Here is a 25,890-nt window from a genome sequence, read left to right as displayed (position 1 = left end):
TTTTAGTATTCTAGGTCAAGGAAACCTGAAGGGACGTGGATGCAACGCCGTCCGGTGTGTGCGATCGAGGACCTGCCGCCAGGGAGCATGAAACTCGTGCAGGCCGGCAAGTTCGGCGTGGGCGTCTACAACATCCACGGTTCGCTGTACGCGATCGCCAACTACTGCTCGCACGAGGGCGCTCCGCTGTGCGCGGGCTACGTCGGCGGAACGACCGAGTTCGCGCCCGATGCGCCGGGCCGGGTGCGGTATGTGCGCGAAGGGCAGGTCGCACGGTGCCCGTGGCACAACTGGGAGTTCGACATCACCACGGGCCTGAACCTGGCCGACCCGAGCAAGCGGGTGCGCACCTACGAGGTGGATGTGGCCGACGGGCAGGTGTATCTGACGGCATGAGCGAAGCTTGCGAGCGAATCATCAGCACAGAATGCGCCGGCGGAGCCTGCGGGGTTGGCACATGACAGTCATCGACGCCAATGTGCAGCCGCATTTCCGGTACAACTCGGAGATCCGGCGCTATCTCTCGCCCGCGCACAAGCTGCGCGCGATCCCCGACGTCGAGCAGCAGTGGTATCAGGCGCCCGGCGGCGACTACCGCGACGACCTGTACGGCGACGGTTATCCGGGTTCCGACCCCGACACCGTGGCCCACCACCTGTTCGAGGAGGGCGGGGCCGACTACGCGATACTCAATCCGCTGACGCGCGGCAACATCGCCGACTATCTGCTGAACAGCCGGATTTGCGCGGCGGTCAACGACTGGCTGCTCGACCGCTGGCTGGAACCCGACGCGACCGCACGCTTCCGCGGCACGATCCGGGTCAACCCGGAAGACGTCAGGGGTGCGGTCGCCGAGATCGAACGGCTGGCCGACCATCCGAAGATGGTGCAGGTCGGTGTTCCGCTGCAGTCGAGGGAGCCCTACGGCAAGCCGGTGTTCGAGCCGATCTGGGAGGCGGCCGCCGCACACGGACTGCCCGTGTCGGTGCACATCAACGGTGGCAACGGCGTCGACTACGCACCGACCTTCGCGGGCCACGCCTCCACCTATCCGGGCTATGCGGCGTTCATGCCGCTGAACTCGTTCGTCCACCTGGCGACGCTGATCATCGAGGGAACTTTCAGCAGGCATCCGGATCTGCGGTTCGTCTTCGCCGACGGCGGTTACGACCTACTCACGCCGCTGATGTGGCGGCTGGACACGTTCTGGATGTCGATGCGCGACCAAACCCCGTGGGTCGACCGGTATCCGAGCGAGTACCTGATCGACCACGTGCGCTATTGCACGTCGGCGTTGGACGGGCCGACGGACGAGGACCAGGCCGAGCGGTGGCTGGATTTCACCGGCAAGGCGGATCTGCTCATGTACGGGTCGGGTTATCCGCACTGGTCGGCCTCGACGCCGGACGCCGCCGTCGTCGGGCTGTCCAGCGAACAGCGTCAAAACGTGTTGTGGCGCAACGCAAGTGACGTCTACGGGATAGCGGCAGTAGAAGGAAGTCTGACGTGACCATAACCGAGCGCACCGAAGAAGCCGTCGGCCGGGACATCGCGGTGACAATCGTCGACACCGACGTGCACCCGTTGCCGGTATCTGGTGACGTGCTCAAGTCCTACGCCCCGTCGGAGTGGAAGGACACGCTGTGGCCGACCGGCAACGCCGTCTCGCCCATGTCGTACTTCTATGACACTCCCGACGCCTACAAGACAAGCTCACTGCGCATGGACGCGAGCCCGCCCGTCGGCGGCCCGGCCGGAAGCGATCCGGAGTTCGCCGCCAAACAACTGCTGGTCGACGCCGGGGTGAGCATCGCGGTGTTGGAGCCGATGTGCGATGCGCAGCTGCCGCAGGCCGAACACGTCCTCAAGTCCACCTACAACGACTGGTTGGCCGACGTGTGGCTCGGCGAGAACAACTGGCACGGCCGCTGGCGCGGCGCGATCAGCGTGACCGCGCAGGACCCCGCTCAGGCCGCGCGAGAGGTCGAGCGGTGGGCAGGCCACCCGTACATGGCCGAGGTGCTGATGACGCCGCAGACCCGCGGAATACCTTTCGGCAGCCCACATTTCGACCCGATGTACGAGGCCGCCGCGCGCAACAACCTGCCCGTCGCCACCCATCTGATGGGTCAGACACCGTACGAGCTGATCCCGATCTTTCCTGTCGGCAACCCCGCGCACTGGCACGACTTCTTCGCGTCCTGGCCGCTGCTCTACGTGTCACACCTGATGAGCCTGGTGTTCGACGGTGCCTTCGACCGCCATCCCGATCTGCAAGTGCTCTTCGTCGAGGGCGGCTTCACCTGGGCGATGCCGGTGATGTCGCGGATGGACCGGATCTGGGAGCACCGCAAGGCCGATCTGCCGCACGTGCGACGTAAGCCGTCGGATTACGTCCGCGAGCACGTCCGGTTCACCACCCAGCCGCTCGAGGAAGTCGACGTCACCGTCTATCGCGAGTACATCGAGATGATGGACCTCGGCGACAACATCATGTTCTCAACGGATTACCCGCACTGGAGCTACGACGCACCGGACTGGGCGATCAGGCGGTTCCCGGCCGATCAGCGCGAGCGGATCATGCGCGGCAACGCGACCGCGCTGTACGGGCTGCCGTCGAGCGTCAAGTCGCTGCCCGGCGAATAGCGAGATCACTTCGTCCGGGTGGCGCGCCGCCCAGCCTCCAGTGGCACGATGGGCGCCCGCGCCGATGGACCCCGTGTGATCGCGTGCAGCCTGATCTCCGGCAGGTCGACCGACGGGTCAAGGGTGTCCAGCCAGGCGACGGCGTCGGCCACGTCGGCGGCCCGTATCGCCCACATCTCGAAGGGGACGTCCTGGAGCATCTCGGTTTCGACCGGACCGGGGGTCACGATGTGGACGTTGATGCCGTCGCGGTCGACCTCTTGGGCCAGCGCGCCCGCGAACGCGTTCATGCCCGCCTTGGATGCGGAATACGCCGTCCTTGCCATCATCGGTTCATGCGCGGCAGACGACGAGATGAACACGAAACGTGAGCCCGGCTTCATTCGTGGCAGGGCGGCCGAGGTGACGACGAAGCACGAGTCGAGATTGGCCGACATCGTCGCGCGCCACTGATCGAAAGTCTGCTTGCGGGCGTAAGTTCCGCCGAGAACGCCGGATGCGTGGACGAGCAGGTCGATATCGCCTGCCGCCTCCACCGCGGGGGCGAACTCCGCCGGATCGCTGGCGTCGGCGACCACGTACCTCGCACCCATCTCGTCGGCGGCTGCGCGAAGCGGCCCCTCCCGCCGCGCGGTCAGCACGACGTCGTAGCCGAGGTCAGCGAGCTTGCGGCCGCACGCCCGGCCGATGCCGCCGCTGCCGCCGGTGATCAACGCCGTACGCACACAGCACCTTTCAGCGCTGGCGTCGGGCCAGCGCCTGCGGCGAGAGGGCCACGATTCGCTGTTCGGGATCACCCGCGCTGAAGTACGACTGCGTGTCGGCGATATGGCGGGCAGCGAGCTTACGGGCACGCTCCCCGTCACCGGCTTCGATCGCGTCGGTCAACTTGGTGTGCACGGTCAGAGCGATCCGCCGCTTGCTCATCGATGGGTACTCGCCGCGCGCCGCGGTCTCCTTCGCCCAGATGTTGAGGTGACCTGTCCACAGCGTTTCCAGGCTGCCGACCACCGCGATCATCGTGTGGTTGCCGCAGCCGCGCACGACCTCGTCGTGGAACTGGCCGCCGATCTCGGTGAACTTGGCGCCGTCCTCGATGTGCTCGGCCATCGAGTCGTTGATCTCTCTGAGCTTCGGGATGAGGGTTTCACCACGATCGGGACGCCGCGCCGCCAGCGTCGCGCACATCGGCTCGAGTTCCTGAAGTGCGGTGCCGAGATCCGCCAGCGGCACGGTGTCGCTCTGCAACAGCAGGCCCAGCATGTAAGCCGCGCTCGCTTTGGCAGGCGCGTGTACCACCGCGCCACCTCGGTTGCCTCGGCGCACCGAGACCAAGCCCTCGGTTTCGAGAATTCGCAAGGCTTCCCGCAGTGACACCAGGCTGACGTTGAACTGCTCCACCAGGATCTCCTGGCGCGGCAACAGGTCCCCGTCGGTGAGCTCGCCGTCGATGATCTGACGGCGGAGTTCGTCGGCGACGATCTCGGCCGTTCTGCGGGCTCCGAGCCGGCGACGGGCCTCGGGGCCGATTCCGAGTGTTGTCATTGCAATGGCAATGTTAACAGCGATAGGCGTGCTACCTGCGGCCTACGGGGTCGCTATCCGACAAAAGTAACTAAGATGACAAGAAACGGCCCTGGGAGGTTCTGCGCGTGAGTGACGGAGCATCCACTCCGCTCTCTGATCTGCGCGTCGTTGAGGTCAGCGACCGTATCGCAGGAAGCTACTGCGGCAAGCTGCTGGTGGATGCGGGCGCCGACGTGGTGAAGGTCGAGCCCGCCGCAGGCGATCCATTGCGCCGCTTCACCGCAACCGGTGGAGTGCCGGCCCCAGGTGCGGATGCGCCGTTGTTCAGTTATCTCTCCGCCGGAAAGCGCAGCGTGACAACCATTTCCGATGAACTGTTGGCCTGCGCCGACGTCGTGATCGTGACCGCGACCCGATCTGCGGCCGCCGAGCAGGGCATCGATTTAGGGCGGTTGCTCGAGGCCAGGCCGGATCGCGTCGTCGTGACCATCTCCGATTTCGGCTGGACCGGGCCATGGTCGGACCGGCCCGCAACAGAGTTCACCCTGCAGTCCGACTCCGGGCTGACCGGCTTTCGCGGCGACCCGGCGGGCCCGCCCATCTCCGTCGGCGGCGAGCTGGGGGAGTACATGGGCGGCGCATGGGCCGCCTACGGCGCGATCGCCCTTCGTCGTCGGGTCCTCCGCGGCGGACCCGGCGGGCATCTCGACATGTCGATGCTCGAGGCGATCACGTTGATGCAGAGCAGCGAATGGCTGCACTCGCAGTTGTTGGTGCGGCCGCCCGTCAAACGCTCGGTCGAGGTGCCGTCGATCGAGCCGGCCAAGGACGGCTACGTCGGCATCAGCATGGTGACCGGTCAACAGTGGCTGGACTTCGCCGCGATGGTGGACTGCCCCGAGTTCACCGAGGTTCCGCAATTGCGGTTCCAGATCGGCCGGTGGGAGTACCGGGACTGGATCCGCGAACGGATCGACCCCTGGATGCGCGAGCGCACCGTCGAGGAGATCGTCGAGCTCGGACAGCTCTTCCGGTTACCGCTGGCTCCGCTCGGAAACGGGTCGACCATTCCCGACATGGATCACCTGCGCACACGCGGGGTGTACATCGACAACCCCGCGGGCTTCCGTCAGCCCCGCGCACCGTGGCTGATGTCGATTGCCGGTCCCGCGCCGGTGCGGGCCGCGCCTGCGGTCGGGGAGGCCGACGGCGTATCGGTCTGGGAGGCAAGGCAATCGATGCCATGCGCGCGGCCGGCGGAAGCACCGCTCGCCGGCGTGCGGGTGGTGGATTTCACGGCGTTCTGGGCCGGGCCCGCCGCGTCGCATTCGCTGGGGGCGTTCGGCGCCGACGTCATCAAGATCGAGTCGATCCAGCGTCCCGACGGCATCCGCTACTCCGGCGGGATGCGCACCGACGTCGACGACTGGTGGGAGTACGGCTGGGTGTTTCATGCCATGAACACCAACAAGCGGTCGGTCACGCTTGACCTGCAATCCGAGGATGGACGGAAGCTCGTCAGGGACCTGGTGCGCCAGGCCGATGTCGTGATCGAGAACTTCTCCCCGCGGGTGATGGAGCAGTTCGGGCTCGGCGCCGACGCCCTGCTCGAACTGAACCCGAAGCTCGTCGTGGTGCGAATGCCCGCATTCGGATTGACCGGCCCATGGCGCGACCGGGTCGGATTCGCGCCGACGATGGAGCAGATCGCCGGTTTGGCCTGGGTGACCGGCCTGCCTGACGGCCCTCCCGTTGCGCCGCGTGGTGCATGCGATCCGCTCGCAGGAGCACACGCGGCGTTCGCCACCCTTGCTGCGCTGGAGTTCGCCGATCGAACAGGCAGCGGTCAGCTCGTCGAGGTTCCCATGATCGAGATCGTGCTCAACGTAACCGCCGTTCAGACAATGGAATTCGAGGTTTTCGGCTCGGTCATGGAGCGCAGGGGCAACCGGGGGCACACTGCGGCGGTGCAGGACGTCTATCGGTGTGCGGGTGAGGACAGCTGGATCGCCGTCAGCGTGCGTCCCGGCGACGACCGCACCGCCTTGGCCGCACTTATCGGCGAGATCGGTATCGAGGAGTGGCTGGCAACGCAGAACGCAGGCGCGGCCGTGGAAACTCTCGCTGGAGCGGGGATTCCCGCCGCCGTCGTCATCTCGCCGTCGTTGGTGACCGAGAACCCTCAACTGGTGCACCGCGGCTTCTTCGAACGGCTCGAACATCCACGCACTGGCGAGGGCCTCTATCCGAGCCCCCCGTTCGCCCGTCTAGACGGCGCCAAGCGGTGGCTGCTCCGTACACCGCCGACGCTGGGCCAGCACAACGAGGAGGTGCTGACGGAACTGTGTGGGCTCGCGGCGGCCGATCTTGCGCGGCTGGCGGCCGACGGTGTCATCGGCACGCGGCCAAAGGGCGCGTAACCAGCCGCCCATTTGTTGGTTTGGGCGCAAAATCAGCCCGAGATCGCGCCCATTTGTTGGTTTGGGCGTGTGATCGAGAGTCAGCGTCGTGTCAGCGAGATCGGCAACTCGTCGAAGATCGTCATGTTGTTGGTGAGGTTGGGATAAGCCACCTTCGGCAGACCGAGGCTGATGTCGTCTGCGCGGCAGAGCAATTCGTCGAGGACCGCGCGGATCTCGGCGCGGGCCAGCATCGCGCCGAGGCAGTGGTGCGGTCCACCGCCACCGAACGTCACGTGCGGATTCTCAGCGCGGCCGATGTCGAACGCGAACGGGTTGTCGAAGACCTCCTCGTCGCGGTTGGCCGAGCGCAACATCGCCACTACCCGCTCGCCCTTCGGAATCGTGACGCCGTCCATCTCCACGTCGACCTTCGTGCTGCGGGTCCAGAACGTGACGGGCGACGCCCAACGCAGGACCTCTTCCACCGCGCTCGGCCGGATCGCTTCGTCCTCTCGATACCGCTCGATCTGGTGTGGGTTGGCGACGAAGGCTTCAAGCCCGGAGGCCAACGCGTTCTTGGTGGTGTCGCTGCCTGCGAAGGCGATGACGAAGAAGAAGATCTCCAACTCGTTGGCCGGGATCGACAGCGTCTCGCCGTTCTCGTCGGTGACGACCGCGGACGTCAGAGTGCTCCAGATGTCGTCGGTGGGGTTGCGCCGCTTCTCCGCGGTGAGCTCGAGCGCATACGTGAAGATCTTGCCGAACAACTCCATCGCGTTCTGCTCGGCGACCGGGTCCTCCGCCGACGCGACCTTGAGGATGCGATCGAGCGTGTCGAAGATGTCGGGTCGATCCTGCTCGGGAATGCCGATGATGTCGCCGATCACCGACATGGGCAACACGTCGGCGACGTCGGAGATCCAGTCGCCTCCGCTCGCGCTCAGGAGCCCGTCGACCATCGCCGCCGCGCGCCTGCGGATGCCCTCCTCCAGTTTGCCGATCGCCTTCGGTGTGAAGGCGTGGGACATGACCCGACGGCGCTTGAGCAGTTCGGGCGGATCCATGTTGATAATGGTCGGCGCGGAACCGACAATGCCCACACCTTGAATCAGCGGACCGTCGGTTGCGGTGAAGGAGTCGGTGTCGCGGTGGATGCGCTGGGCATGCCGGTGCTTGGTGGCCATCCAGAAGTCCCGTTTGACGGTCTTGGCCACGCCGTCGGTCAGCGCGTGGTGGAACAGGGGGCGCTCGCGGCGCAGCTCGACGAACAGCTCGTCGGGAAAACCGTTCCGCCACAAAGCGGAATCCGACAAGTCGACTGGTGTGGTCGTGGGCATGCAGGCTCCTGGTTCGGCTGTCCTTGACCTAGAATGCTTAAAATAGTAACAATAGTCGACGGACAGGGTCTGACCTGCCCAAATATTGCGCGGACGGAGACGGCATGACGGACACGATCGACGATCACACCATCGATCCGTCGGAACGTGAGTTCGGCCCGAGCGGTATCAGCCTTTCGAAGTACCGGTTCCCGACCGGCTGGTTCATCGTCGGCTTCGCCTCTGAGTTGGCGCCAGGCCAGGTCAAGCGGGCGCACTACTTCGGTGAGGAGTTGGTCATCTTCCGGACCGCCTCCGGCAAGGTCAACGTGCTCGATGCCTACTGCCTTCACCTCGGGGCGAACATGGGCGTCGGCGGCACCGTCGAGGGAGAGCACATCGTTTGCCCTTGGCACGGCTGGCAGTGGCGGGGTGACGGCACCAACGCGCTGATCCCGTACAGCAAGATCGGCTGCAAGCAGAACGTGAGGATCAAGACCTATCCCGCGCAGGAGTGGTACGGGTTCATCGTGGTGTGGCACGAGCGCCACGGCCGGGCCCCGTACTGGCAGCCGCCGGTGCTGCCCGAGCTCGAAGGCGATGACTTCTACCCGCTGCACCCGCATTCACGGATGCTCAACCGGGTCAAGGTGCATGCGCAGATGATCATCGAGAACGCGGCCGACCCGTATCACGTTCAGTTCGTCCACAAGGCCGATAGTGCCGCCAACACCACGTCGTTCAACGCCGACGGCTATCACCTGCACGCGACGGTGACCGCGAACTTCGGCGGCGGCCGCGCGTCGACATGGCTCACGCCCGACGGGCCCGTCGACGCCAACATCATCTACGACAACTACTCGTTGGGGCTCGGCATCGTGCGGTTCCCCAAGGAACTCGTCGCGACCATCGAGGTGACCGGTCAGACTCCGGTGGACGAGGACTACACCGACTACTTCTACACCCAGGCTTCGGTTCGCGAACCCGGTGACACCGGCGACAAGCCGGCAGGTCGCGCTGCGAAGTTCCTTGCGCTGCAACAGGAAGTCATCAAGCAGGATTTCTTCACCTGGGAGAACATGAAGTACTTGGAGAAGCCGAATCTGGCCCCGGAGGAGGCCCGTGACTACGCCGCTCTGCGGCGATGGGCGCATCGGTTCTATCCGGCCGAAGAGCCCTCGCCGATCGACTTCGGGTACACCGCCACCGGTGAACCGGACCCGGCGGCGGCGGGTGCCTGAAGGCGGTAGGCCGGACGGGCCGATCGGCCCGTCGCAGTTCGGTGTCGAGCGCTTCACGATCCCGGACGTATTGGACCAACGCGCTGAGCAGTTCGGTGACCGCACAATGATGTCCATCGGTGGAACGCCCGTGACCTTCGCCGAGATGCGCGATCGCTCATGTGCGGCAGCGAACCTGTTGTCCGACAACGGTGTCGCGAGGGGTGACACCGTCGCGTTGTTCACGGCGACCTGCCCCGAGTGGGTCTATTTCTGGCTCGGCGCAGCGCGGATCGGGGCGGTGACGGCCGCGGTGAACGTCGCCAACAAAGACGAATACCTGATCCACGCGCTGCGGCTGTCCCGCGCCAAGGTGGTCATCACCGACGCCGAGCGGCGTCCCCGTCTCAGCGAGGTCGTCGCACGGGTGGAGACCGTGAAAACCACACTGGTCATCGGCCATTCCTTGACCGACGCGCTGGCGTCCGCATCGACGAAGACACCAGATGACCCGTTGGGGCCAGAAGAGTTGGCGGCGCTCTTCTTCACCTCGGGCACGACCGGGCCGTCGAAGGCCGTCGCCACGACCTGGCATTACCTGTTCGCGGCGGCAGCCGGGGTGGTGACGGCGTGGGAGCTGCAAGCAGGCGACGTCGTGTGGAGCGCCATGCCGCTTTTCCATCTGAGCGCCGCGCCATCGGTGTTGGCGCCGCTGCTCGTCGGGTCGGCCACGGTGCTGTCGCCGACCTTCCGGCCGAGCGAGGTGTGGGACCGCGTACGCGACTGCGGCGCGGCGGGTTTCGCCGGTGCAGGCGCAATGGTCTCCATGCTGTGGAACCAGCCGCCCGATCCGCGTGACGCGCAGCTGCCGCTGCGGTTCATCTCCGCGGCCCCCATTTCGGCCGACATGTACCGCAGCGTCGAGCAGCGCTACGGCGCGAGGGTCGTGACGATGTACGGCATGACAGAGGCCTTCCCGATCGCGTTCAAGACCGTCTCCGAGCAGGGCGTACCCGGCACGTCCGGACAGCTGAACGCGGCGTTCGACGTGCGTATCGTCGACGGCGACGGACGATCAATGCCGGCCGGCTCGGTGGGAGAGATCGCATGCAGGCCGAGGTCTCGCCAGGTGATGAGCCTTGGCTACATCGACGCCGACGCGGTCGACTCACGGTTGGTCGTCGCGCCGCACGAGGAGTGGTTCCGCACAGGGGATCTCGGTTCGCTGGATTCCGGCGGCAACCTGACCTATGTCGACCGGGTGAAGGATTCGTTGCGGAGGCGTGGCGAGAACGTGTCCTCGGTCGAGGTCGAGACGACGGTGATGCGCCATCGCGCCGTGCTCGAGGCGGCCGCCGTCGCGGTGCCCAGCGATCTGGGCGAAGACGACATCCTGGTCGTCGTCACACTTCGTCCGGGCACTGAGCTCGACCACGCCGAGCTGCTCGACTTCTGTTCGGCACGGATGCCGTACTTCTGCGTTCCGCGGTATCTGGAAGTGCTCGACGAGATACCGAAGAACGTCATCGGGCGAGTGCGCAAAGACCTGCTGCGCACAAGGGGTCTCGGCGACGAGACATGGGACCGCGAGGGCCACGGCTACATACTGAGTCGCTAGGACGGGAGAAACATATGACGATGACCTACCAGCAGGAGTTCGTGCTCGCCGCGGTGGCCGGGCGCGCGGCCATCCTGAATCTGAACGCCCGGCACAATCGATTGTTCTCCGCAGGCGACTTCGGCGGCTGGGTCGCGACATTCCGGCACGCGGGCGCCACCTACGTGCGGGGGACGAAGACGTTCACCAACCTGCGGGACGCCTTTGACGGCGGAAACGGCCAGCGACTCGTCACCGTCGACCACGAGATCGTCGTGGACGGTGTCGAGGCAACCCAGGCATGTGTGGCGCTGTCGTTCGTCGGAGCCGAACTCCGCACCACCGGCGTCTACCGTGACCGGCTCATCTACGAGCGCGGCGGGTGGTTCTACACGTCGCGCGAGCTCGAATGGGATGTCGTGCCAAGCGAAGACGCATTACCGGTATGAGCCGGTGACCCGACGGTGACAAGGGCCATTCGCTACGAGTTCGCGTTCGGCACCTACGAGGAGGCCCTGCGCATGGTCGGCGTGCGCACTGAGCCCAGGTTCGCCGGCACCGCGGTGAGCGCGGCGCGCATCCAGCATTTCGCGGCGATGGTTCAGGACGGAAATCCGGCGTACTGGGACATCGAGTTCGCTACGGAGGTGTGGGGCGGGCTGGTCGCGCCGCCCGCGATGCTGATGGGCTGGCTCATCCCGCCGCCGTGGCTGCCCAACGGCGAGCGGCCCGTTCCCTCGATCGCAATCCGCGTGCCGCTACCGGGCACCACGTTCATCAACGCATCCAACGACGTCGAGCTCGTGACACCGATCCTTGAGGGCGACCGCCTCAACGTGGTCGAAGAAGTGGTTTCGGTGTCTCCCGAGAAGCGCACCAAGGTCGGGGTCGGTCATTTCGTCGAAACCTGCGACAGCTACTACCGTGAGCGGGGGCCACTGGTCGCCACCAACCGAAACACGTTGTTCCGCTTCACTCCTCCGGAGACGCCGTGAGTTCATACCGCAGACTGGCGTGGAGCGACGTCACAGTGCCGACCGAGCTCGCAGAGGTCGTCGACGAAATCAGCTACCAGCGCGTGGTGATGAACCCCGGTGCGACGTGGGACTACTTCCCCGGCCATTTCGACCCGCGGTACGCCGAAAGTCACGGACATCCCTCGATCTTCGTCAACACAATGCATCTCGCGGGCTTCATCGACCGGATCGCGACCGACTGGGCGGGTCCGTACAGCCGCGTGGTGCGGCGCAAGGTGTCGATGGTCGGATCCGTATACGCCGGCGACTCCATGGTCGGCCGCGGCCGTGTGGTCGACAAGCGCCGCGATACCACCGGTGACACACTGCGCCACCTGGTCGACCTCGAGATTGCCATCTTCAACCAGCGCGACGAACTGTGCTGCCCCGCCGAGGTGACCCTGGAATTGGCGGACTAGCTCGGCGGCAGCTCGCCTGCCGTCACCGTCGACTGCACCTCGGTGTACTGCGAGAGGCCTTCCGGGCCGAATTCCCTGCCGATGCCGGATTGCTTGAACCCGCGGAACGGCGCACTGGTGTCGAGCTGATACATGTTGATCCCGTAGGTGCCGGTACGGATTTCGGCCGCGATTCGCAGACCGTGTGCGACATCCGCCGTCCAGACCGACCCTGCCAGTCCGTAGTCACTGTCGTTGGCGATCCTGATCGCATCGGCTTCGTCGTGGTAGCGCAGCACCGTCAGCACGGGGCCGAAGATCTCCTCGCGGGCGATCTTCATGTCGTTACTCGCGTCGGCGAACAAGGTGGGCCGGACGTACCAGCCACGGTCATAGGGCTTATCGGGCCCGCCCACAACGACTTTGGCGCCTTCGTCGATGCCGGACTGTATGAAGCCCTGGACGCGCTGCTGCTGACGCTGGGCGACGAGTGGGCCGATGTCGGTCGACTCGTCGGCCGGGTCGCCGACGGTCAGACCGGACACCATCTCGGCGAGCGCATCGACGACTTCGTCATGTCGGCGTTCGCTGACCAGGATCCGAGTCTGTGCCACACATGCCTGCCCGTTGTTCATCAGGCCGGCCATCTTGAGGTGTTTGACCGTGTGGTCGAGGTCGGCGTCGTCGAGCACGATGGCCGCCGACTTGCCGCCGAGTTCGAGGCTGACCCGTTTGAGTTGCTCGCCGCACGCGGCGGCGATGTGTCTGCCGGTCGCCGAGGAGCCGGTGAACGCGATCTTGTCCACACCGGGGTGGCGGACAAGCGCATCGCCAGTTTCCCGGCCGCCGGGCACGATCGACACCACACCCTCCGGCAGGTCGAGTTCCTCCAGCATCTCGGCCAGCCACATCGCATCCAGCGGAGTCTCCGGCGCCGGCTTGACGACAACGGTGCAACCCGCGATCAGCGCGGGAATCATCTTCGGCATGATCAGCACCTGGGGCACATTCCACGGCACGATCGCGCCGACGACGCCGACCGGGGCACGCCGCACCTGAACCTGGCCGAACAGGCCCTGCCTGCGCTCGACCCATCCGAAATCCTTGGCGGTGGCCAGCGTCAGATACATCTGTGACAGCGCGCCGTTAGCCTGGCCCAGCCTGCTGAAGGTGCGCGGCGAACCCATCTCGGCGGTGATGAGATCGGCCATCTCTTCGGCGTGCGCGGCATAGATGCCTATGAGCTTCTCGATCTTCGCCATCCGCTGGGAGACCGGAAGCCGCGGCCATGGTCCTTCGTCAAAAGCCTTGCGCGCGGCCAGCACCGCCCTATCGACGTCCTGCGGCGAAGCCTCAGGGGTTTCGCCGATGGGTTCCTCGGTGTGCGGGGAGATCACCGTGATCCGCCGATTGGTGGCGGGCGGTCTCCAGCGGCCGCCGATGTAGAGCTCGTCGTAGGAAAGGGATCTCACGCGCGTCACCCGCCCGTCGCTCTAAAGTTGCTATTACTGCTAACATAGCAAAAAAGGAGTTTGGAGTGCCCGTGGGCGATGACTGGCGTCGATATCCGTTCGATCTGGTTCCGGGTGATCCGCATTTCGTCTTTCCCGCCGCAGAGGCGAACCACCCCACCTGTGAATCTGACACCTGGTTTCTCGCAGGCGAACTGACCGCCGAATCCAATCGGAATTTCGCTTTCCTGACGATCGTCAACAAGAACCGGCCCGGGCAGGCGGTGGTCGCCGACTTCTACACGCTCGCGCTCTTCGACCTCGACAACGGCACCTATGGCACCTACACCGACTACGACATGCCGTCGACGAACAAGAAGGCCGATGTCGCACCCAAGCTGACGGTCGCCGACGACCACCTGGACTTGACATACGACAGTCGCGCGGGGACTGCGCTCTGGCGTACCTGCCGGGACGGGGCCGGCGACCTGTTGCCCTACACATACGACGTCACCTTCTGCGGCACCGACCAGCACGGCAGCGAGATGCGGTTGGACCTGCACGTGACGCCGTCGCGCGCACCCGTGCCGCTGGGCGCGGCAACCTACGACGGGGTCATCGAATGCTTCGGCCAAGCCAACACGTACTCCTACTTCCAGACCGGTATGGCGATGACCGGAACGCTGTCGTGGGGTTCGGTGCAGGAGAAGGTCACCGGAACCACCGGGCACGTCGACCGGCAGTGGTTTCCGTTGGTGGCCAACGACGGTGGGGGGACCGGCGACATCCGCTCCCGCGCCCACGAATGGCGGACGATCAACCTGGACAACGGCGTCGACATGAGCATCTGGCGCCAGTTCGACCGGACGAATCACAATGCCCTGCAGCCATTTTCGGGCGCCACGACGAGCTCGCCGAACGCGGACCCCGAGTATGCGGACGACATCGAGGTCACCGTAATCAGCTACGTACGCTGGCCCGAGACGATCCGCACGCTGGTTCCGCCGCCCGCCGCGGCACGGTACATGCCTGATCGCCATCGCCTGACGTCGCGAAAGCTCGACCTGGACCTGACGGGGGAGCCGCTGGTGCCTGCCCCCGCACACGGCCTGCCGCTGGAGTACATGGAGGGCCCGTATCGGTACCAGGGCACATTTCGCGGCGAGCCGGTCAGCGGCTTCGCATTCTACGAACGGTCGCTGGCGCTGTACCGGGACTGGGAACTGGCGGACGTGCTCGAGGCCGCTGAGCCGGGGGAGCGAGACGAGGTCGCTCGGCTCATCGAAGAGCAGCGCTGACAGCGTCCGCCCATATCTCGTGCCGATGCTGCAGCCCCGGCTCGTTGCGGCCGAACACCAGATGTTCCCTCACTCCGGACGCGAGGTTGGCCTGTAGCTTCTCGACCAACGCGTAATCCTCGTCGCGGACGGTGCCGTGCGCGTAGTCGAAGACCGCCTGCGCGCCCGCGGCGGTCGACTCGTCCGAAATGTCCAGCGGCGTCGAGTTCTGGTGCACGGTGATCGACTGGCCGGCGACGTCACTCGGGTAGATTCGGAACAGCTCGCCGTTGGCGATTGTCGCCGACAGCACGATATTGGGGAACAGGGCGTAGATGACGACCATGTTCTGCAACGGGTCCCACTGTTCTACGTTGACGTTGTCGAGTTCGAGGATTCCGTTGAGTGGGAACACCAACCGGTGATGTTGGCCGAACGAGTCGAACACCGTGCAGTTGCTTCGTGCGATGGTCGCAAAGGTGGTCTTGTGCACGGTCGCGAAATGGTAATTCTCCGCGAAGGTGTCGATCGCGAGCTTCCAGTTGATCGGCTTGTCCAGCACCTTCTCGCCCAGGGGCGACCAGCGTCCGATGCCCCAGGCGTCGAGTTCGTCGGCCAGCGGCCCCAGGAATTCGGGGATGTCGAGCGTGGCGTCGGGGTCCAGCGCGATCCAGAGGAACCCGGCGCATTCAGTGGCCGGAAGTTGGGCCAACTTCGGTTTACCCGTTGAACTTTCCGGAAAGCCCTCCTTACCCGGAACGCCGACGAGGTTGCCGTCGAGGTCGTAGTTCCAGGCGTGGTACGGACAAACAAGACGACGCGCCGAACCGCATCCGTCGGTGATCTGTGACTGCCGGTGCAGACAGACGTTCTCGAATGCCTTCACCGACCCGTCCGATGTGCGGGTCAGCAGGATCGACCTGCCCATCACGGTCTTCGTGCAATAGGAGCCGGGCTTCGGCAGTTCGGAGACGTAGCCGACCAGTTGGGGGCTGGCGAGCATCATCTCGACGTCCCGCGCGTGCCGCTCGGCCGACGTATAGGTGTCGGCCCGTACGGTGTATTCAGCCGCGGCCAGGTCGGTCGTCTTGTCGCGGGCCAGTTTGAGCGCGCGACCGGTCAGGTCGACGAGCAGTTCGCGATCCATGCGGTCTATTTTACTATCTTTATAAAGATGGCTACAAGACAGATCGAAAAGCGGGCTGTCGGCGAAGTGCCGAACACCGACCTGGCCTACGTCGCCTGTCCTCCGTTGAATGATTCGCTAGGTCATGCGCCCGACCGCTCGCCGGGACCGAACACTACGGAAAGTCGACGGTATCCACGGGTGACGGAGTTGCCGTGGAACACCGCGTCGCTGCCGGGTGCCAACTCGTAGTCTGGCATTCTCGTCAACACCTGCTCGATACCGATGCGGAATTCCAGGCGTGCAAGGTTGGAACCGAGGCAGCGATGGACGCCTGCCCCGAATCCGAGGTGCCTGTTGGCCTGGCGGTCGAGAATGCAGCGATCCGGATCGGGAAACTCGACGGCGTCACGATTGGCCGAGGCGTAGTTGACCAAGACCGATTCACCGGGGCAGAACGTGTGGCCGTTCAGCTCGACTTCCTTGGCGATGGTTCGCGGGATGCCGTGGATGGACCCGCCGAAGCGGATCAGCTCTTCGACGGCCCGGGGCATGATGTCGGGCTCGCGGATGAGGCGGTCGCGCTCCTCGGGATGTGTCCCGAGGTAATGGAACGCGAACGACATCGCACTCGCCGTCGTTTCGAGGCCCGCTTGAACCAGGAGCATGGCGTTTGAGACGACATCAGCGAAAGACAGCCCCTCACCGTCGATCTCGGCCGCGAGAAGGACGTCGATCATGTCGTCCTGCGGTGGCGAGTCGGTTCGCACCGACACCGCGTCGTGGATGTGCTGATACAGCCCACCCCAGGCGGCCATGCGGGCTTCCTCGGTCTGCCCGTTCAGCGCTGTATCGGTCAGCTCGATACACAGCGGTACATCGTCGATCGGCATGCCGAGGAGATATTTGAAGAAGACGATGCCTGGCTGCCGCCACGCAACGTCGGCCAGATCGCCCTCACCGAGCTCGATGAAGTCGTCGATCAATCGATCTGTCTCGTCACGGATCTGCGGTGTCAACGCCTTCATTCGCGCAGGCGAGAAGTAGGGGTTGAGCACCTTGCGGAACTTCTGCTGTCGCGGCGGGTCAAGCGTGATGACGAGGTCGCCTGCGAGTTGTTCGGACGCCTCCGGGGTGGGATTGCTGGAGAAGTGCTCCCAGTCCTGAAGGATCCTGTAGCAGTCGGCATACCGCACCGCCACCCATGCGCCACCGGGTGTGGCGGACAGAAACGGAACGTCGGTGTGGGCGAACGAGGCTCGGTCCCGCATGACGGAATATACGTCGTAGAGAAAGTCGTTGTCGTTGAAATCCTCGTGGCGGAGATCCCAGTTCTCCGCGTGCTCTTCCGGTGGCTTCGGCACTAGCCGCCCTGCTGTCCGGCGGCCTGGCGTGCCAGCCGTTCTTCGTGGATCTTGACGAGTTCGCGGAAACCGAGGCGGTGGTACTTGGGCGTCGGCTGAATACCCCACTGGTCCTGCGCGGTGTCCTTGCCTTCCGCGCCCTCGGGGGGACCGAGCGGCGGATAGGGGTACTTGCACTCGAGCGCGTCGTCGGAGTAGCGGATCTTGAGCAGCTCGCTGCAGATTTGGGTGAGGCTCAAGGTCGGGTAGCCGTAGTACACCGCCATGAAGGGCAGGGTGAAGGCGCCTTCGATGACGAGGGCGACCAGGCACACCAACACCGCGCGCTTGATCCATTTGTGCATGCGTGCGTAGTAGGGAGTGGTGCCCGGCGGTAGGTCCTCGGCGGGCGTCTGTTCTTCGGTGGAAGCAGGTGTGGTCATTGTTGTTCCTTAAACCTGTTCAGTCGGAGAAGATTTCGCGGTTGACGGTGTGGAGGTAGGGGATCGCAAGGAAGGGGGTGATATAGAAGATGTCGTAGAGCCACCAGCCGATCACCGGGAAGACGACCCCGGCGTAGCGCACGTCGGCGAACATCGTCATGTTGAAGACGTAGGCACACCAGATCACGACGCCCATCCAGCAGGTGACGATCATCCACTGGTGACCCCAGTGCTTCATCTGAAGGAATCCGATCGCCGCGGCGACCCGCATCGAGAACACGGTGAAGATCAGCCCGGCGACATACGCCTTCTCGCCTGGCCCGGCGGCCCCGCCTACCCACAGCTCGTTGTAGTGCCAGAAGTAACCTGCGTCGAACATGTTGCCCCACCCGACCATGAGCACCCGGTTGATCAAGGTGTGGTTGGCGACGAGGTCGAGTGCCCAGCCGAGGCTGTTGAGCATGCCGTCGATCAGGACCAGGTACCCGATCAGCGTGACGATCATGGGCCGGACGGAGAGGCCGGCTCGCAGGGCTTGCCGCTGTAGCCACACCCCTCTCATGAAGATGGGAAAGCCGATCAGGCCGGGTGCCCACATGCCCATCAACGCGGCGCCGACGATCATCCATTTGTCCGCGCGGCGCTGCGCCTTCCGGGACTCGTTGTGGTGCGTGTCGAGGCTGACCAGGCCCTCCTGCGTCGCGGGTGTCTTCACACCCGAAAGACGGTTCAGCAAGGGCAGGTTCACAACTCCCACCAGCCCCTGGCGAACGACATGTACAGCTGTATTCCGAACATGATGAGCAGATAGCCGTAGATGACGATCTGCAGGACGATGAGCGCCCGCTTGCGCTTCTGTTCCTTCTGATCCATTCGATTACTCCCTTCTAGAGCAGGCTTGCCGCGGCGATTTCGCGCAGTCCGTCGGTGATGGCGCCGTCGGTGCTCAGCGGCGCGAGGATGGCTGCTTCGGCGGCGTCGAATTCGCTTGCTCCTGCGGCGATCAGCAGCGCGGCCGTGACAAGCACCCTGGTGGACGGGGGCTCGAAGTGGAAGGCGTCGTCGGCCGACCGGATCGCCACCGCACACTGCACCAGCCGCTGTGCCGAAGTCAGTGGAATGCCGGCTTCGGCGACGATCACCTCGGCCTCTCGGTCGGGAGGCAGATACCGCATCGGAAGTGTGACGAACCGTTGACGGAAGGACGGCTTGAGCTCCTTGAGTGAGCTGCGATAGGCGGGGTTGTACGAGCACACAAGCATGAATCCGGCTGGCGCGCGCACGACTTCGTCGGCCCGGTCCAGATAGAGGGCGCGGCGGTGGTCGGTCAGCGAGTGCAGGATCGCCAACGAGTCGTGGCGGGCTTCCACCACCTCGTCGAGGTAGCAGATCGCCCCGGCCTTGACCGCTCTGGTGAGCGGTCCGTCGGTCCACACCACGTCCCCGCCGGTGACCATGAATCGGCCGACGAGATCGGAACTGGTGAGGTCGTCGTGGCAGCTGATCGTCACCACGGGTCGCTGCAGCAGCACCCCCATGTGTTCGACGAACCGGGTCTTGCCGCAGCCCGTCGGACCGGTGAGCATCACCGGGATGTGGCGCTGGAAGGCCTGCTCGAACAGCTGCACTTCGTTGCCGTTGGCGAAATAGGTGTCTGACGTCATTTCGTCCTCAATCGTGGATTGGTCATGCAGCAACCAGCTCGCGGTGGACATGGGCGAGTACGCGCGGTAGCTCCTCGATGCGCCGGATGCGCTGGGAACGCCTCGGCCCGAACACTTCTGGAAGTGGATCGACGCGCGTCGGTCCGACGCCGACGTAGTACACCGAGACTCCGGCGTCGTTGGCTTCCTCGACCGCATGCGCGGCGTCGGCCCACGCGTAGCGGCCCTCGTAACCCTCGTCGGAGATCAGGCCGTCGCCGATGACGATCAGCAGACGCCGTTCGGACGGCTGCGCGAGCAACCGGCTGGTCAAGTGCCGAAGTGGCGCACCGAGCCTGGTGTATCCGCCGGTGGCCAGGCCGAGCTTGCTGGGTGGCACGAACCGGCGGTCCTCGAAATCCTTGAGGCACCGGACTTCGACCCGGTGCCGGGTGTTACCTGTGAACACGAACACGCCGTGCCGTTCGCGGGCCAGCGTCATCGCGCGGGAAAGCGCGTCGGCGCAGGACAACTCGAGTCGGAAGATTCGTCCGCCGTACACGCCCAGCGACGAGCTGCCGTCGAGCAGCAGCGCGGTGCTGACATCGCGACTGCTGGGCAGCAGCTCCCGGAAGATGCGCGGCTCGGTGGCCTCGCCGGCGGTCAGGTCGATGTAGTGGCTGACGTACTGCTCGACGTCGAGGTCGGCGCCGTCCTCGAGGCCGCCGGTCATCGCACGGTGGGTGTGCTCGGTGAACCACCTCCGCAGGTCCGTGGCAACTGGCACCGGTTCGCGCGACCTGTGGGTGTCCGCGCGCTCCAGAACCGCCACGTGGTCCGGCAGGAAGCGCTTGGTCCACATATTCCACTCGGGGTACGGGATCCCGGGCCGGTGCTCCGGAGTGATGTCGAGGTCGTTGTCCTGCGGCCGGTTCGGCGGCGGCAGATTCGGATTGCGGACGCCGCCGTCGCCGCCCACCGGGACGGAATACGGTCGAGGAAGACGCTTCTGCGTCGTGGTCCACGGCATTCTGCCGAAGCTGCGCCGCAACTTGTCGGCCAGTCCCTGCGGCATCGTGTAAGCCAACGGCAGTGTGCCCAACAGCGGATGCACGTCCAGCGGCTGACTCGTCTGTGCCAGCGCGATCGCCTCGGTGAGCATCTTCTGGGCGTCGGTGTCCGCGGCGGCCTTGCCGATATCGGGCAGCACCCGGTGCAGCTCCGACAGCAATCCGGGCCAACGCGATGCGATCCATCCGACGGCAACTCCGGCTTCGACGAGTAATAGGGCACGCAGTTCGCGGACCGACAACTCATTCAACCGATAGTTGGTGAGGCGATCCTTCGACGGTGAACATTGCAGCGCGACACCGCATGTCAGGGTTCTGCGTGTGCATTCCGGCGCAACCGGATACGGCACGTGTACGTGCGTGAGTGTGGCGTTCAAACCGAATGTGCGGTGCGTTCCCGTGACCAGCCGGACGCCCTCACGGCGCTGTTCGCTCAACGCAACGGCCGTCACGGCACAGCTGCGTTCCAGCGCCATCGCGTGGCCATCCGACAGATCGGTCATCGCGAACTCAGAACGTCCCGATGTTGGAGAACATCCAGTACCAGAACCAGATGATCAGGATGGTGCCGCCCCACGCGCCGACGTAGCGCAGGATCTCCCACAGATATGCCATGTTCAGACCTCCTTGGACTTGACGTACGACGAGGTCATCGGACCTCCAGGCTTCGGACGGCGGTGGCGACCAACTCGCGGAGCATGCTGTCGCGCGCCAACTCGCCCGACGTCGTGCTGAGCACGCCGTACACGCCGAGCAGGAAGAACACCGCGCTGCAGAACGGGTCCACATCCGGGTGTGTCTCGCCCTGCTCGCGCGCACGATCGATCTCCTCGACCAGCAGCACGATCACCGGATGGTCGGTCCATACCTCGTCCTGACGCGGGCGGGACGGTGAGAAGTGCATCGCAAGAACGTCTTTGAACAACAAACTGCCGAGCCGGTCCTCAACGGAGATCACCAACTCCACGGCTTTCAACAGCGTCGTGGCCACATCGCGGGGCTCTTTGAGGAATCGGCTCAGGTCAGCGGCGATTCGTGATTCCTCAAGGGATTCCATTTCCAGCACCACATGCTCCTTGGTGGGGAAATGGAAGAAGAAGGTGCCGTGGGCGACGCCCGCGGAGGTGACGATCGCGCCGACGTCGGCGGCGGCCATACCGGTGCGTTTGAACTCCGCTATGGCGGCACGCAGGATCCGGTGGCGCGTCTGCAGCCTGCGGGTTTCCCGCGTGGTGGCTTTGACCGACGTTGTCATGGCGTGAGGCTCTCAGTCCGAGAAGATTTCGCGGTTGACCGAGTGGAGATAGGGGATCGCGAGAAACGGTGTGATGTAGAAGATGTCGTAGAGCCACCAACCGATGACCGGCAGCACGACGCCTGCGAAGCGCACGTCGGCGAACATCGTCATGTTGAACACGTAGCCGCACCAGATGACCACGCCCATCCAGCAGGTGATGATCATCCACTGGTGACCCCAGCGCTTCATCTGCAGGAAGCCGATGGCCGCCGCGATCCGCATGGTGAAGACGGTGAAGATGAGGCCGATCTCCCAGCCCTTCTCACCGGGTCCCGCGGCGCCGCCGATCCACAGCTCGTTGAAGTGCCAGAAGTAGCCGGCGTCGAACATGTTGCCCCACCCGGTCAATAGCACGCGGGCCAGAAGCGTGTGGTTGGCCACCATGTCGAGCGCCCATCCCACGGTGTTGATGGCGGCGTCGATGATGACCAGATATCCGAGCAGGGTGACGAGCATCGGCCGGACCGACAGCCCGTCCCGCTGCGCCCGCCGCAAGAGCCACACTCCTCGCAAGAAGAGCGGGAGGCCGAAGACCCCGAGCGCCGCTGTGCCGATCAGGACGCTGCCTGAGATGAGCCATTTGTCGGCTTGGCGCTGGGCGAGCTGAGACTGCTCGTCGTGGTCGTCGAGCGACAGCCCGCCAGCCTCCGATTTGGCGTCGCCGCCGCGGCCGCGCAGGTTCAGCGTAGGCAGATTCATGCTTCCCTCCCGCGGCTAGACCCCCTTGTTGTAGTTCAAAGACTGACTGAAGTCAATGACTCAAGTAAGGGAACTGCGCGGCCTCGGCGTGAGGCGTTCTACGGCTGAATGCTGCGCAGCGTTCTGGCCACGTAGTCGTCGAGCATGGCCCCCCGCGTCGGCCAAGTGGTCGTGGTGGTCAGCAGCGCATAGAGCCCGAGCAGGAAGAAAACCGCGCTGTTCATGGGATTGACGTCGCGCGCCACGCGGCCATCAGCCTGAGCCTTCTCGATCTCCTGGGCGACCTGGACGATGAGGGCGTGGTCCCTACCGTCCTCGGCAGGCGGGCGAGTCTGCGAGAAGTGCAGCGCAAGAAAATCCTTGAAAAGCAGTGCTCCTAGCCGTCGCTCCAGGATCACCACCAGCCGCATCGCCTCGTGCAGGGATGCTTTCAGATCATGTTTGGATTGCAAGAATCGGTTGAACTGGTTGGCAATGCGCTGCTCTTCGCGTCGCTCCAGCTCCAGCAGCACGTATTCCTTGGTGGGGAAGTGGAAGAAGAACGTGCCATGCGCAACCCCGGCCGCGGCGACGATTGCGCCGACATCGGCGGTTGCCATGCCCGACCGCTTGAACTCAGCGATCGCAGCGCCGAGAAGACGTTCTCTGGTCTGCAGGCGTTTGGCTTCCCGCGCCGAGAGTTTCTCCGCCGCCATCGCCCGTCTTTCTGCTGACTTATTGATTTGAGTCAGTATTCCACGTTAGATGACACAATTATGCGCAGAGTCATTCAGTTCTCCACCGGCAACGTCGGACGTCATTCGTTGCAGGCGATCATCGGACGTCCGGACCTCGAACTGGTCGGCGTGCACGCCTCCAGCCCCGACAAGATCGGCCGGGACGCAGCCGAGCTCTGCGGGCTGGAGAAACCGACCGGAGTCATCGCCACCGACGACGTGGGTGCCTTGGTTGACCTTGGGGCCGATTGCGTGGTCTATACATCCCGGGGTGAGACGCGGCCGATGGAGACCATCGGCCAGATGGCTCGATTCCTGTCGGCCGGCACGAATGTCGTTGCCACGTCTATGGTCTGGCTGGTCGCACCGCGTTATGCCGACGACTGGCTGCGGGGTCCGTTGCAGAGTGCGTGCGATGCGGGCAACTCATCGCTCTACGTCAACGGGATCGATCCCGGCTTCTCGGGCGACACGCTGGTTCACTCGGCGGTCAGCCTGACCACTCGTGTCGACTCCATCACTGTTCAGGAGATCTTCGACTACGCGAACTACGACGACGCCGAGTTCACCGGTGCCGCGATGGGATTCGGGATGAAGCCGGACGACGACACACCGTTGGCTTTCCTGCCCGGGGTCATCATGTCGATGTGGGGCGGTCAGGTGCTCAGCCTTGCAAGCAATCTCGGTATCGGGCTGGACGAAGTGCGCGAGCGGTCCGAGCGCTGGTTCACCCCGCAACGCATCGACTGCACCATGATGACGGTGCAGCCCGGCGGCATGGCCGCGGTCCGCTTCGCCACCGAGGGCGTTCGCGATGGCGTGCCCGTGATCACGCTCGAGCACGTGACGCGGCTGACCAATGCGGCTGCGCCCGAATGGGAGTACCCGCCCGACGGCCACACCGGCGTACACCGCGTCATCGTCGAGGGCAAACCGCGGGTCGAGATGAACACGCACGTTTCGCATCCGGTGCTCGACTCAACGGATGCCGGCTGCATCTCCACCGCGGGCCGGGTCGTCAACGCGATCGATTGGGTCTGCGACGCCCCGGAAGGGTTGATCTCGGTCGAAGACGTGCCGCTGTCTGCAACCATGCGCGGTTTGATGTGGGCTTGAGTTCGTTCAGGCCGTGACGAATTTGCGCAACGGTCGCGCTGCTGTCTCTCGCATCGTCAGAACCGTTGCGAGGGATACGACGGCTGCGAGGATCACGTAGTACGCGGGCGCCAGCGGGTTACCGGTGCGGTCGGTGAGCCAGGTCGCCACGTACGGCGCTGTGCCGCCGAAGATCGCGACCGAAATGTTGTAGCCGATCGAGTACGCGCTCGATCGCACCCGGGTTGCGAACAATTCGGCGGCGGCGGCCAATGCCGTCGACGCGAACACCGCCTCGATGGCGGCCAAGCCGGCGTGCGCGGCGATCGCCCCCACCAATGATCCCGTATTGAGAAGCAGGAAAAGGGGATACGCGAAAACGATGAATCCGACCGCGCCCGCGATCAGCAGCGGCTTGCGTCCGATCCGGTCGGACAGGGCACCGAGCGGCGGAATCAGAATCAAAGCGGTGAGGCTGGCAACGGTGATTGAGATGAACGCGTCCATCTTGGTGAATTCGAGCGTCTTGGTGAAGTAGCTCGGCAGGAACGTGAACACCGTGTAGAAGCCGACGTTGTGGATGACGACCAGCCCGAAGATCTGAAGGATCGGCCGCCACGACGTCGTCAGGGCCTCCTTGAGCGGCGACTCCGAGAGCTCGCCTTCTTCCTGCAGCTCTTCGAACTCAGGGGTGTCGCGCAGCCGCAGCCGGATGTAGAGCCCGACGCTGCCGAGCACGCCCGCCAGCAGGAATGGAATGCGCCATCCGTAGGACTCCATGGCCGCTTCGGGAAGCACCGCCTGAAGCACGGTGACCGTGATCGATCCCAGCAGGAAGCCGAGGACGACCGACCACACCAGGAACGAGACGACGAACCCGCGATGCTTGTCCGGCGCGTACTCAGCGAGGAAGCAAGCGCCACTGCCGTATTCACCGCCTGCCGAAAAGCCCTGCAAGCAACGGAGAAGAAGCAGCAGTATCGGGGCGCCAACGCCGATCGAGTCGTAGCTCGGTACCAAACCGATCGCGAACGTCGACGCCGACATCAACAGGATCACGATCGCCAGCACGCGCTGGCGGCCGATCCGGTCCGCCAAGGGGCCGAAGAAGAACCCGCCGAGTGGTCGCATGAAGAAGGCGGCCGCGAAGATCGCGAAGGTGTTGAGTAGCGCCACCGTGTCGTCGCCGGACGGGAAGAACTTGTCGGCGATGTAGGTGGCCAGAACGCTGTACACCGCGAAATCGAACCACTCGACAGTATTGCCGATCGCCGCGCCGGCCACAGCTTTGCGCACGGCTGCGCGGTCGGGCCGATGTGAAACGTGCTCGTCATGCACGGTCATGGCGCTCCTCCCTCTGTGTCGAACTGCGCGTGCGGTCTGTCGGTGATGAACATGTGGCCTGGCGCGTGAAAGATGGCCAACGACGGCTTGGCTTTGAGCGCGACCGCCTGCGGTGTCACGCCGCACGCCCAGAACACCGGCACCTCGCCCTGTCCGATCGTAACCGGGTCGCCGAAATCGGGGGCGTCCAAGTCCGAGATGCCGAGTTCGGCGGGGTCGCCTGCATGGACCGGGCCGCCGTGCATCGCCGGGAAGCGGGCGGAG

Annotated in this window: 27 protein-coding genes; 11 read left to right on the top strand and 16 right to left on the bottom strand. The window is 64.8% G+C overall.

The features are described 5' to 3' along the window. The first annotated feature begins 39 nt into the window (after window positions 1–39). The 3 genes from QOC76_RS10830 to QOC76_RS10820 all read left to right on the top strand — a co-directional run bounded on the left by QOC76_RS10830 (window position 40) and on the right by QOC76_RS10820 (window position 2,646). A complete protein-coding gene (locus tag QOC76_RS10830; RefSeq protein ID WP_526356834.1) occupies window positions 40–396 on the top strand; it encodes a Rieske (2Fe-2S) protein in 357 nt (118 codons plus the stop codon). Between the two features lie 61 nt (window positions 397–457). Next, entirely contained in the window at window positions 458–1,510 is a 1,053-nt protein-coding gene (locus QOC76_RS10825; RefSeq protein ID WP_526356833.1) for an amidohydrolase family protein, read from the top strand. Then, window positions 1,507–2,646, top strand: a complete 1,140-nt coding sequence (locus QOC76_RS10820; protein ID WP_526356832.1) for an amidohydrolase family protein — start codon at window positions 1,507–1,509, stop codon at window positions 2,644–2,646. Before QOC76_RS10825 ends, QOC76_RS10820 begins: the two co-directional genes overlap by 4 nt. A 5-nt stretch (window positions 2,647–2,651) precedes the next feature. Here QOC76_RS10820 and QOC76_RS10815 read toward each other — a convergent pair whose 3' ends face one another. Together QOC76_RS10815 and QOC76_RS10810 are read right to left on the bottom strand one after the other, a co-directional pair. Further along, on the bottom strand, window positions 2,652–3,371 hold the full coding sequence (locus QOC76_RS10815; RefSeq protein ID WP_526356831.1) for an SDR family NAD(P)-dependent oxidoreductase: 720 nt from the start codon (window positions 3,369–3,371) through the stop codon (window positions 2,652–2,654). A gap of 10 nt (window positions 3,372–3,381) precedes the next feature. After that, window positions 3,382–4,191: a FadR/GntR family transcriptional regulator gene (locus QOC76_RS10810; protein WP_526356830.1), complete on the bottom strand. Its 810-nt coding sequence runs from the start codon at window positions 4,189–4,191 to the stop codon at window positions 3,382–3,384. A gap of 107 nt (window positions 4,192–4,298) precedes the next feature. Here QOC76_RS10810 and QOC76_RS10805 point away from each other — a divergent pair, with 107 nt between their 5' ends. Continuing rightward, entirely contained in the window at window positions 4,299–6,593 is a 2,295-nt protein-coding gene (locus tag QOC76_RS10805; RefSeq protein ID WP_526356829.1) for a CaiB/BaiF CoA-transferase family protein, read from the top strand. An 80-nt stretch (window positions 6,594–6,673) separates the two neighbouring features. Here QOC76_RS10805 and QOC76_RS10800 read toward each other — a convergent pair whose 3' ends face one another. Next, window positions 6,674–7,912, bottom strand: coding sequence for a cytochrome P450 (locus QOC76_RS10800; protein WP_526356828.1), 1,239 nt, complete (start codon window positions 7,910–7,912; stop codon window positions 6,674–6,676). A gap of 104 nt (window positions 7,913–8,016) precedes the next feature. On the opposite strand from QOC76_RS10800, the gene QOC76_RS10795 reads away from it, so the two are divergent. The 5 genes from QOC76_RS10795 to QOC76_RS10775 all read left to right on the top strand — a co-directional run bounded on the left by QOC76_RS10795 (window position 8,017) and on the right by QOC76_RS10775 (window position 12,143). Next, window positions 8,017–9,132, top strand: a complete 1,116-nt coding sequence (locus tag QOC76_RS10795) for an aromatic ring-hydroxylating oxygenase subunit alpha (protein WP_526356827.1) — start codon at window positions 8,017–8,019, stop codon at window positions 9,130–9,132. Next, window positions 9,101–10,729: an AMP-binding protein gene (locus tag QOC76_RS10790; RefSeq protein ID WP_526356826.1), complete on the top strand. Its 1,629-nt coding sequence runs from the start codon at window positions 9,101–9,103 to the stop codon at window positions 10,727–10,729. Before QOC76_RS10795 ends, QOC76_RS10790 begins: the two co-directional genes overlap by 32 nt. Before the next feature lie 14 nt (window positions 10,730–10,743). Continuing rightward, entirely contained in the window at window positions 10,744–11,157 is a 414-nt protein-coding gene (locus QOC76_RS10785) for a nuclear transport factor 2 family protein (RefSeq protein WP_526356825.1), read from the top strand. 72 nt (window positions 11,158–11,229) lie between these two features. Further along, on the top strand, window positions 11,230–11,703 hold the full coding sequence (locus QOC76_RS10780) for an FAS1-like dehydratase domain-containing protein (RefSeq protein ID WP_526356849.1): 474 nt from the start codon (window positions 11,230–11,232) through the stop codon (window positions 11,701–11,703). Next, the gene (locus tag QOC76_RS10775; protein WP_526356824.1) at window positions 11,700–12,143 is read left to right on the top strand and encodes a MaoC/PaaZ C-terminal domain-containing protein; all 444 of its coding nucleotides are present in this window, start codon (window positions 11,700–11,702) and stop codon (window positions 12,141–12,143) included. Before QOC76_RS10780 ends, QOC76_RS10775 begins: the two co-directional genes overlap by 4 nt. Here the strand turns inward: QOC76_RS10775 and QOC76_RS10770 are convergent. Continuing rightward, a complete protein-coding gene (locus QOC76_RS10770; RefSeq protein WP_526356823.1) occupies window positions 12,140–13,594 on the bottom strand; it encodes an aldehyde dehydrogenase in 1,455 nt (484 codons plus the stop codon). The genes QOC76_RS10775 and QOC76_RS10770 overlap by 4 nt on opposite strands. A 71-nt stretch (window positions 13,595–13,665) precedes the next feature. Between QOC76_RS10770 and QOC76_RS10765 the strand changes: the two genes are divergently transcribed. After that, complete coding sequence (locus tag QOC76_RS10765) at window positions 13,666–14,871, top strand: lipocalin-like domain-containing protein (RefSeq protein WP_526356848.1); 1,206 nt, start codon at window positions 13,666–13,668, stop codon at window positions 14,869–14,871. Here the strand turns inward: QOC76_RS10765 and QOC76_RS10760 are convergent. The 10 genes from QOC76_RS10760 to QOC76_RS10715 form a co-directional block, all read right to left on the bottom strand. After that, window positions 14,852–15,997 carry an aromatic ring-hydroxylating oxygenase subunit alpha gene (locus QOC76_RS10760; protein WP_526356822.1) on the bottom strand — a complete coding sequence of 382 codons (1,146 nt, stop codon included), beginning with the start codon at window positions 15,995–15,997 and terminating at the stop codon, window positions 14,852–14,854. The genes QOC76_RS10765 and QOC76_RS10760 overlap by 20 nt on opposite strands. Before the next feature lie 122 nt (window positions 15,998–16,119). Further along, a complete protein-coding gene (locus QOC76_RS10755) occupies window positions 16,120–17,340 on the bottom strand; it encodes a cytochrome P450 (RefSeq protein WP_526356821.1) in 1,221 nt (406 codons plus the stop codon). Next, window positions 17,340–17,762: a hypothetical protein gene (locus QOC76_RS10750; RefSeq protein WP_526356820.1), complete on the bottom strand. Its 423-nt coding sequence runs from the start codon at window positions 17,760–17,762 to the stop codon at window positions 17,340–17,342. Before QOC76_RS10750 ends, QOC76_RS10755 begins: the two co-directional genes overlap by 1 nt. Before the next feature lie 19 nt (window positions 17,763–17,781). Further along, window positions 17,782–18,510, bottom strand: a complete 729-nt coding sequence (locus QOC76_RS10745; RefSeq protein WP_526356819.1) for a hypothetical protein — start codon at window positions 18,508–18,510, stop codon at window positions 17,782–17,784. Beyond that, the gene (locus QOC76_RS10740) at window positions 18,507–18,635 is read right to left on the bottom strand and encodes a hypothetical protein (RefSeq protein ID WP_526356818.1); all 129 of its coding nucleotides are present in this window, start codon (window positions 18,633–18,635) and stop codon (window positions 18,507–18,509) included. Before QOC76_RS10740 ends, QOC76_RS10745 begins: the two co-directional genes overlap by 4 nt. 14 nt (window positions 18,636–18,649) lie before the next feature. Further along, window positions 18,650–19,426: an AAA family ATPase gene (locus tag QOC76_RS10735; protein ID WP_526356817.1), complete on the bottom strand. Its 777-nt coding sequence runs from the start codon at window positions 19,424–19,426 to the stop codon at window positions 18,650–18,652. A gap of 22 nt (window positions 19,427–19,448) precedes the next feature. Then, a complete protein-coding gene (locus QOC76_RS10730; RefSeq protein WP_526356816.1) occupies window positions 19,449–20,978 on the bottom strand; it encodes a nitric oxide reductase activation protein NorD in 1,530 nt (509 codons plus the stop codon). Window positions 20,979–21,124: 146 nt separating this feature from the next. After that, entirely contained in the window at window positions 21,125–21,730 is a 606-nt protein-coding gene (locus QOC76_RS10725) for a TetR family transcriptional regulator (protein WP_526356815.1), read from the bottom strand. Window positions 21,731–21,742: 12 nt separating this feature from the next. Then, window positions 21,743–22,471 (bottom strand): hypothetical protein, encoded by a 729-nt coding sequence (locus QOC76_RS10720; protein ID WP_526356814.1) that lies wholly within the window; start codon window positions 22,469–22,471, stop codon window positions 21,743–21,745. Window positions 22,472–22,569: 98 nt separating this feature from the next. Then, window positions 22,570–23,166 carry a TetR family transcriptional regulator gene (locus tag QOC76_RS10715; RefSeq protein ID WP_526356813.1) on the bottom strand — a complete coding sequence of 199 codons (597 nt, stop codon included), beginning with the start codon at window positions 23,164–23,166 and terminating at the stop codon, window positions 22,570–22,572. Between the two features lie 60 nt (window positions 23,167–23,226). Here QOC76_RS10715 and QOC76_RS10710 point away from each other — a divergent pair, with 60 nt between their 5' ends. Next, window positions 23,227–24,303: an NAD(P)H-dependent amine dehydrogenase family protein gene (locus tag QOC76_RS10710; RefSeq protein ID WP_526356812.1), complete on the top strand. Its 1,077-nt coding sequence runs from the start codon at window positions 23,227–23,229 to the stop codon at window positions 24,301–24,303. A 6-nt stretch (window positions 24,304–24,309) separates the two neighbouring features. Here QOC76_RS10710 and QOC76_RS10705 read toward each other — a convergent pair whose 3' ends face one another. After that, on the bottom strand, window positions 24,310–25,626 hold the full coding sequence (locus QOC76_RS10705; protein ID WP_526356811.1) for an MFS transporter: 1,317 nt from the start codon (window positions 25,624–25,626) through the stop codon (window positions 24,310–24,312). Continuing rightward, a partial coding sequence (locus QOC76_RS10700) for a D-glutamate cyclase family protein (protein WP_526356810.1) occupies window positions 25,623–25,890 on the bottom strand: 268 nt, incomplete at its 5' end. The genes QOC76_RS10700 and QOC76_RS10705, both read right to left, overlap by 4 nt.

The sequence above is a fragment of the Mycobacterium sp. genome (assembly GCF_032159565.1).
Classification (GTDB): domain Bacteria; phylum Actinomycetota; class Actinomycetes; order Mycobacteriales; family Mycobacteriaceae; genus Mycobacterium.
The sequence above is the reverse complement of the archived record's forward strand: the minus strand, read 5'-3'. Positions and strand labels throughout refer to the sequence as shown.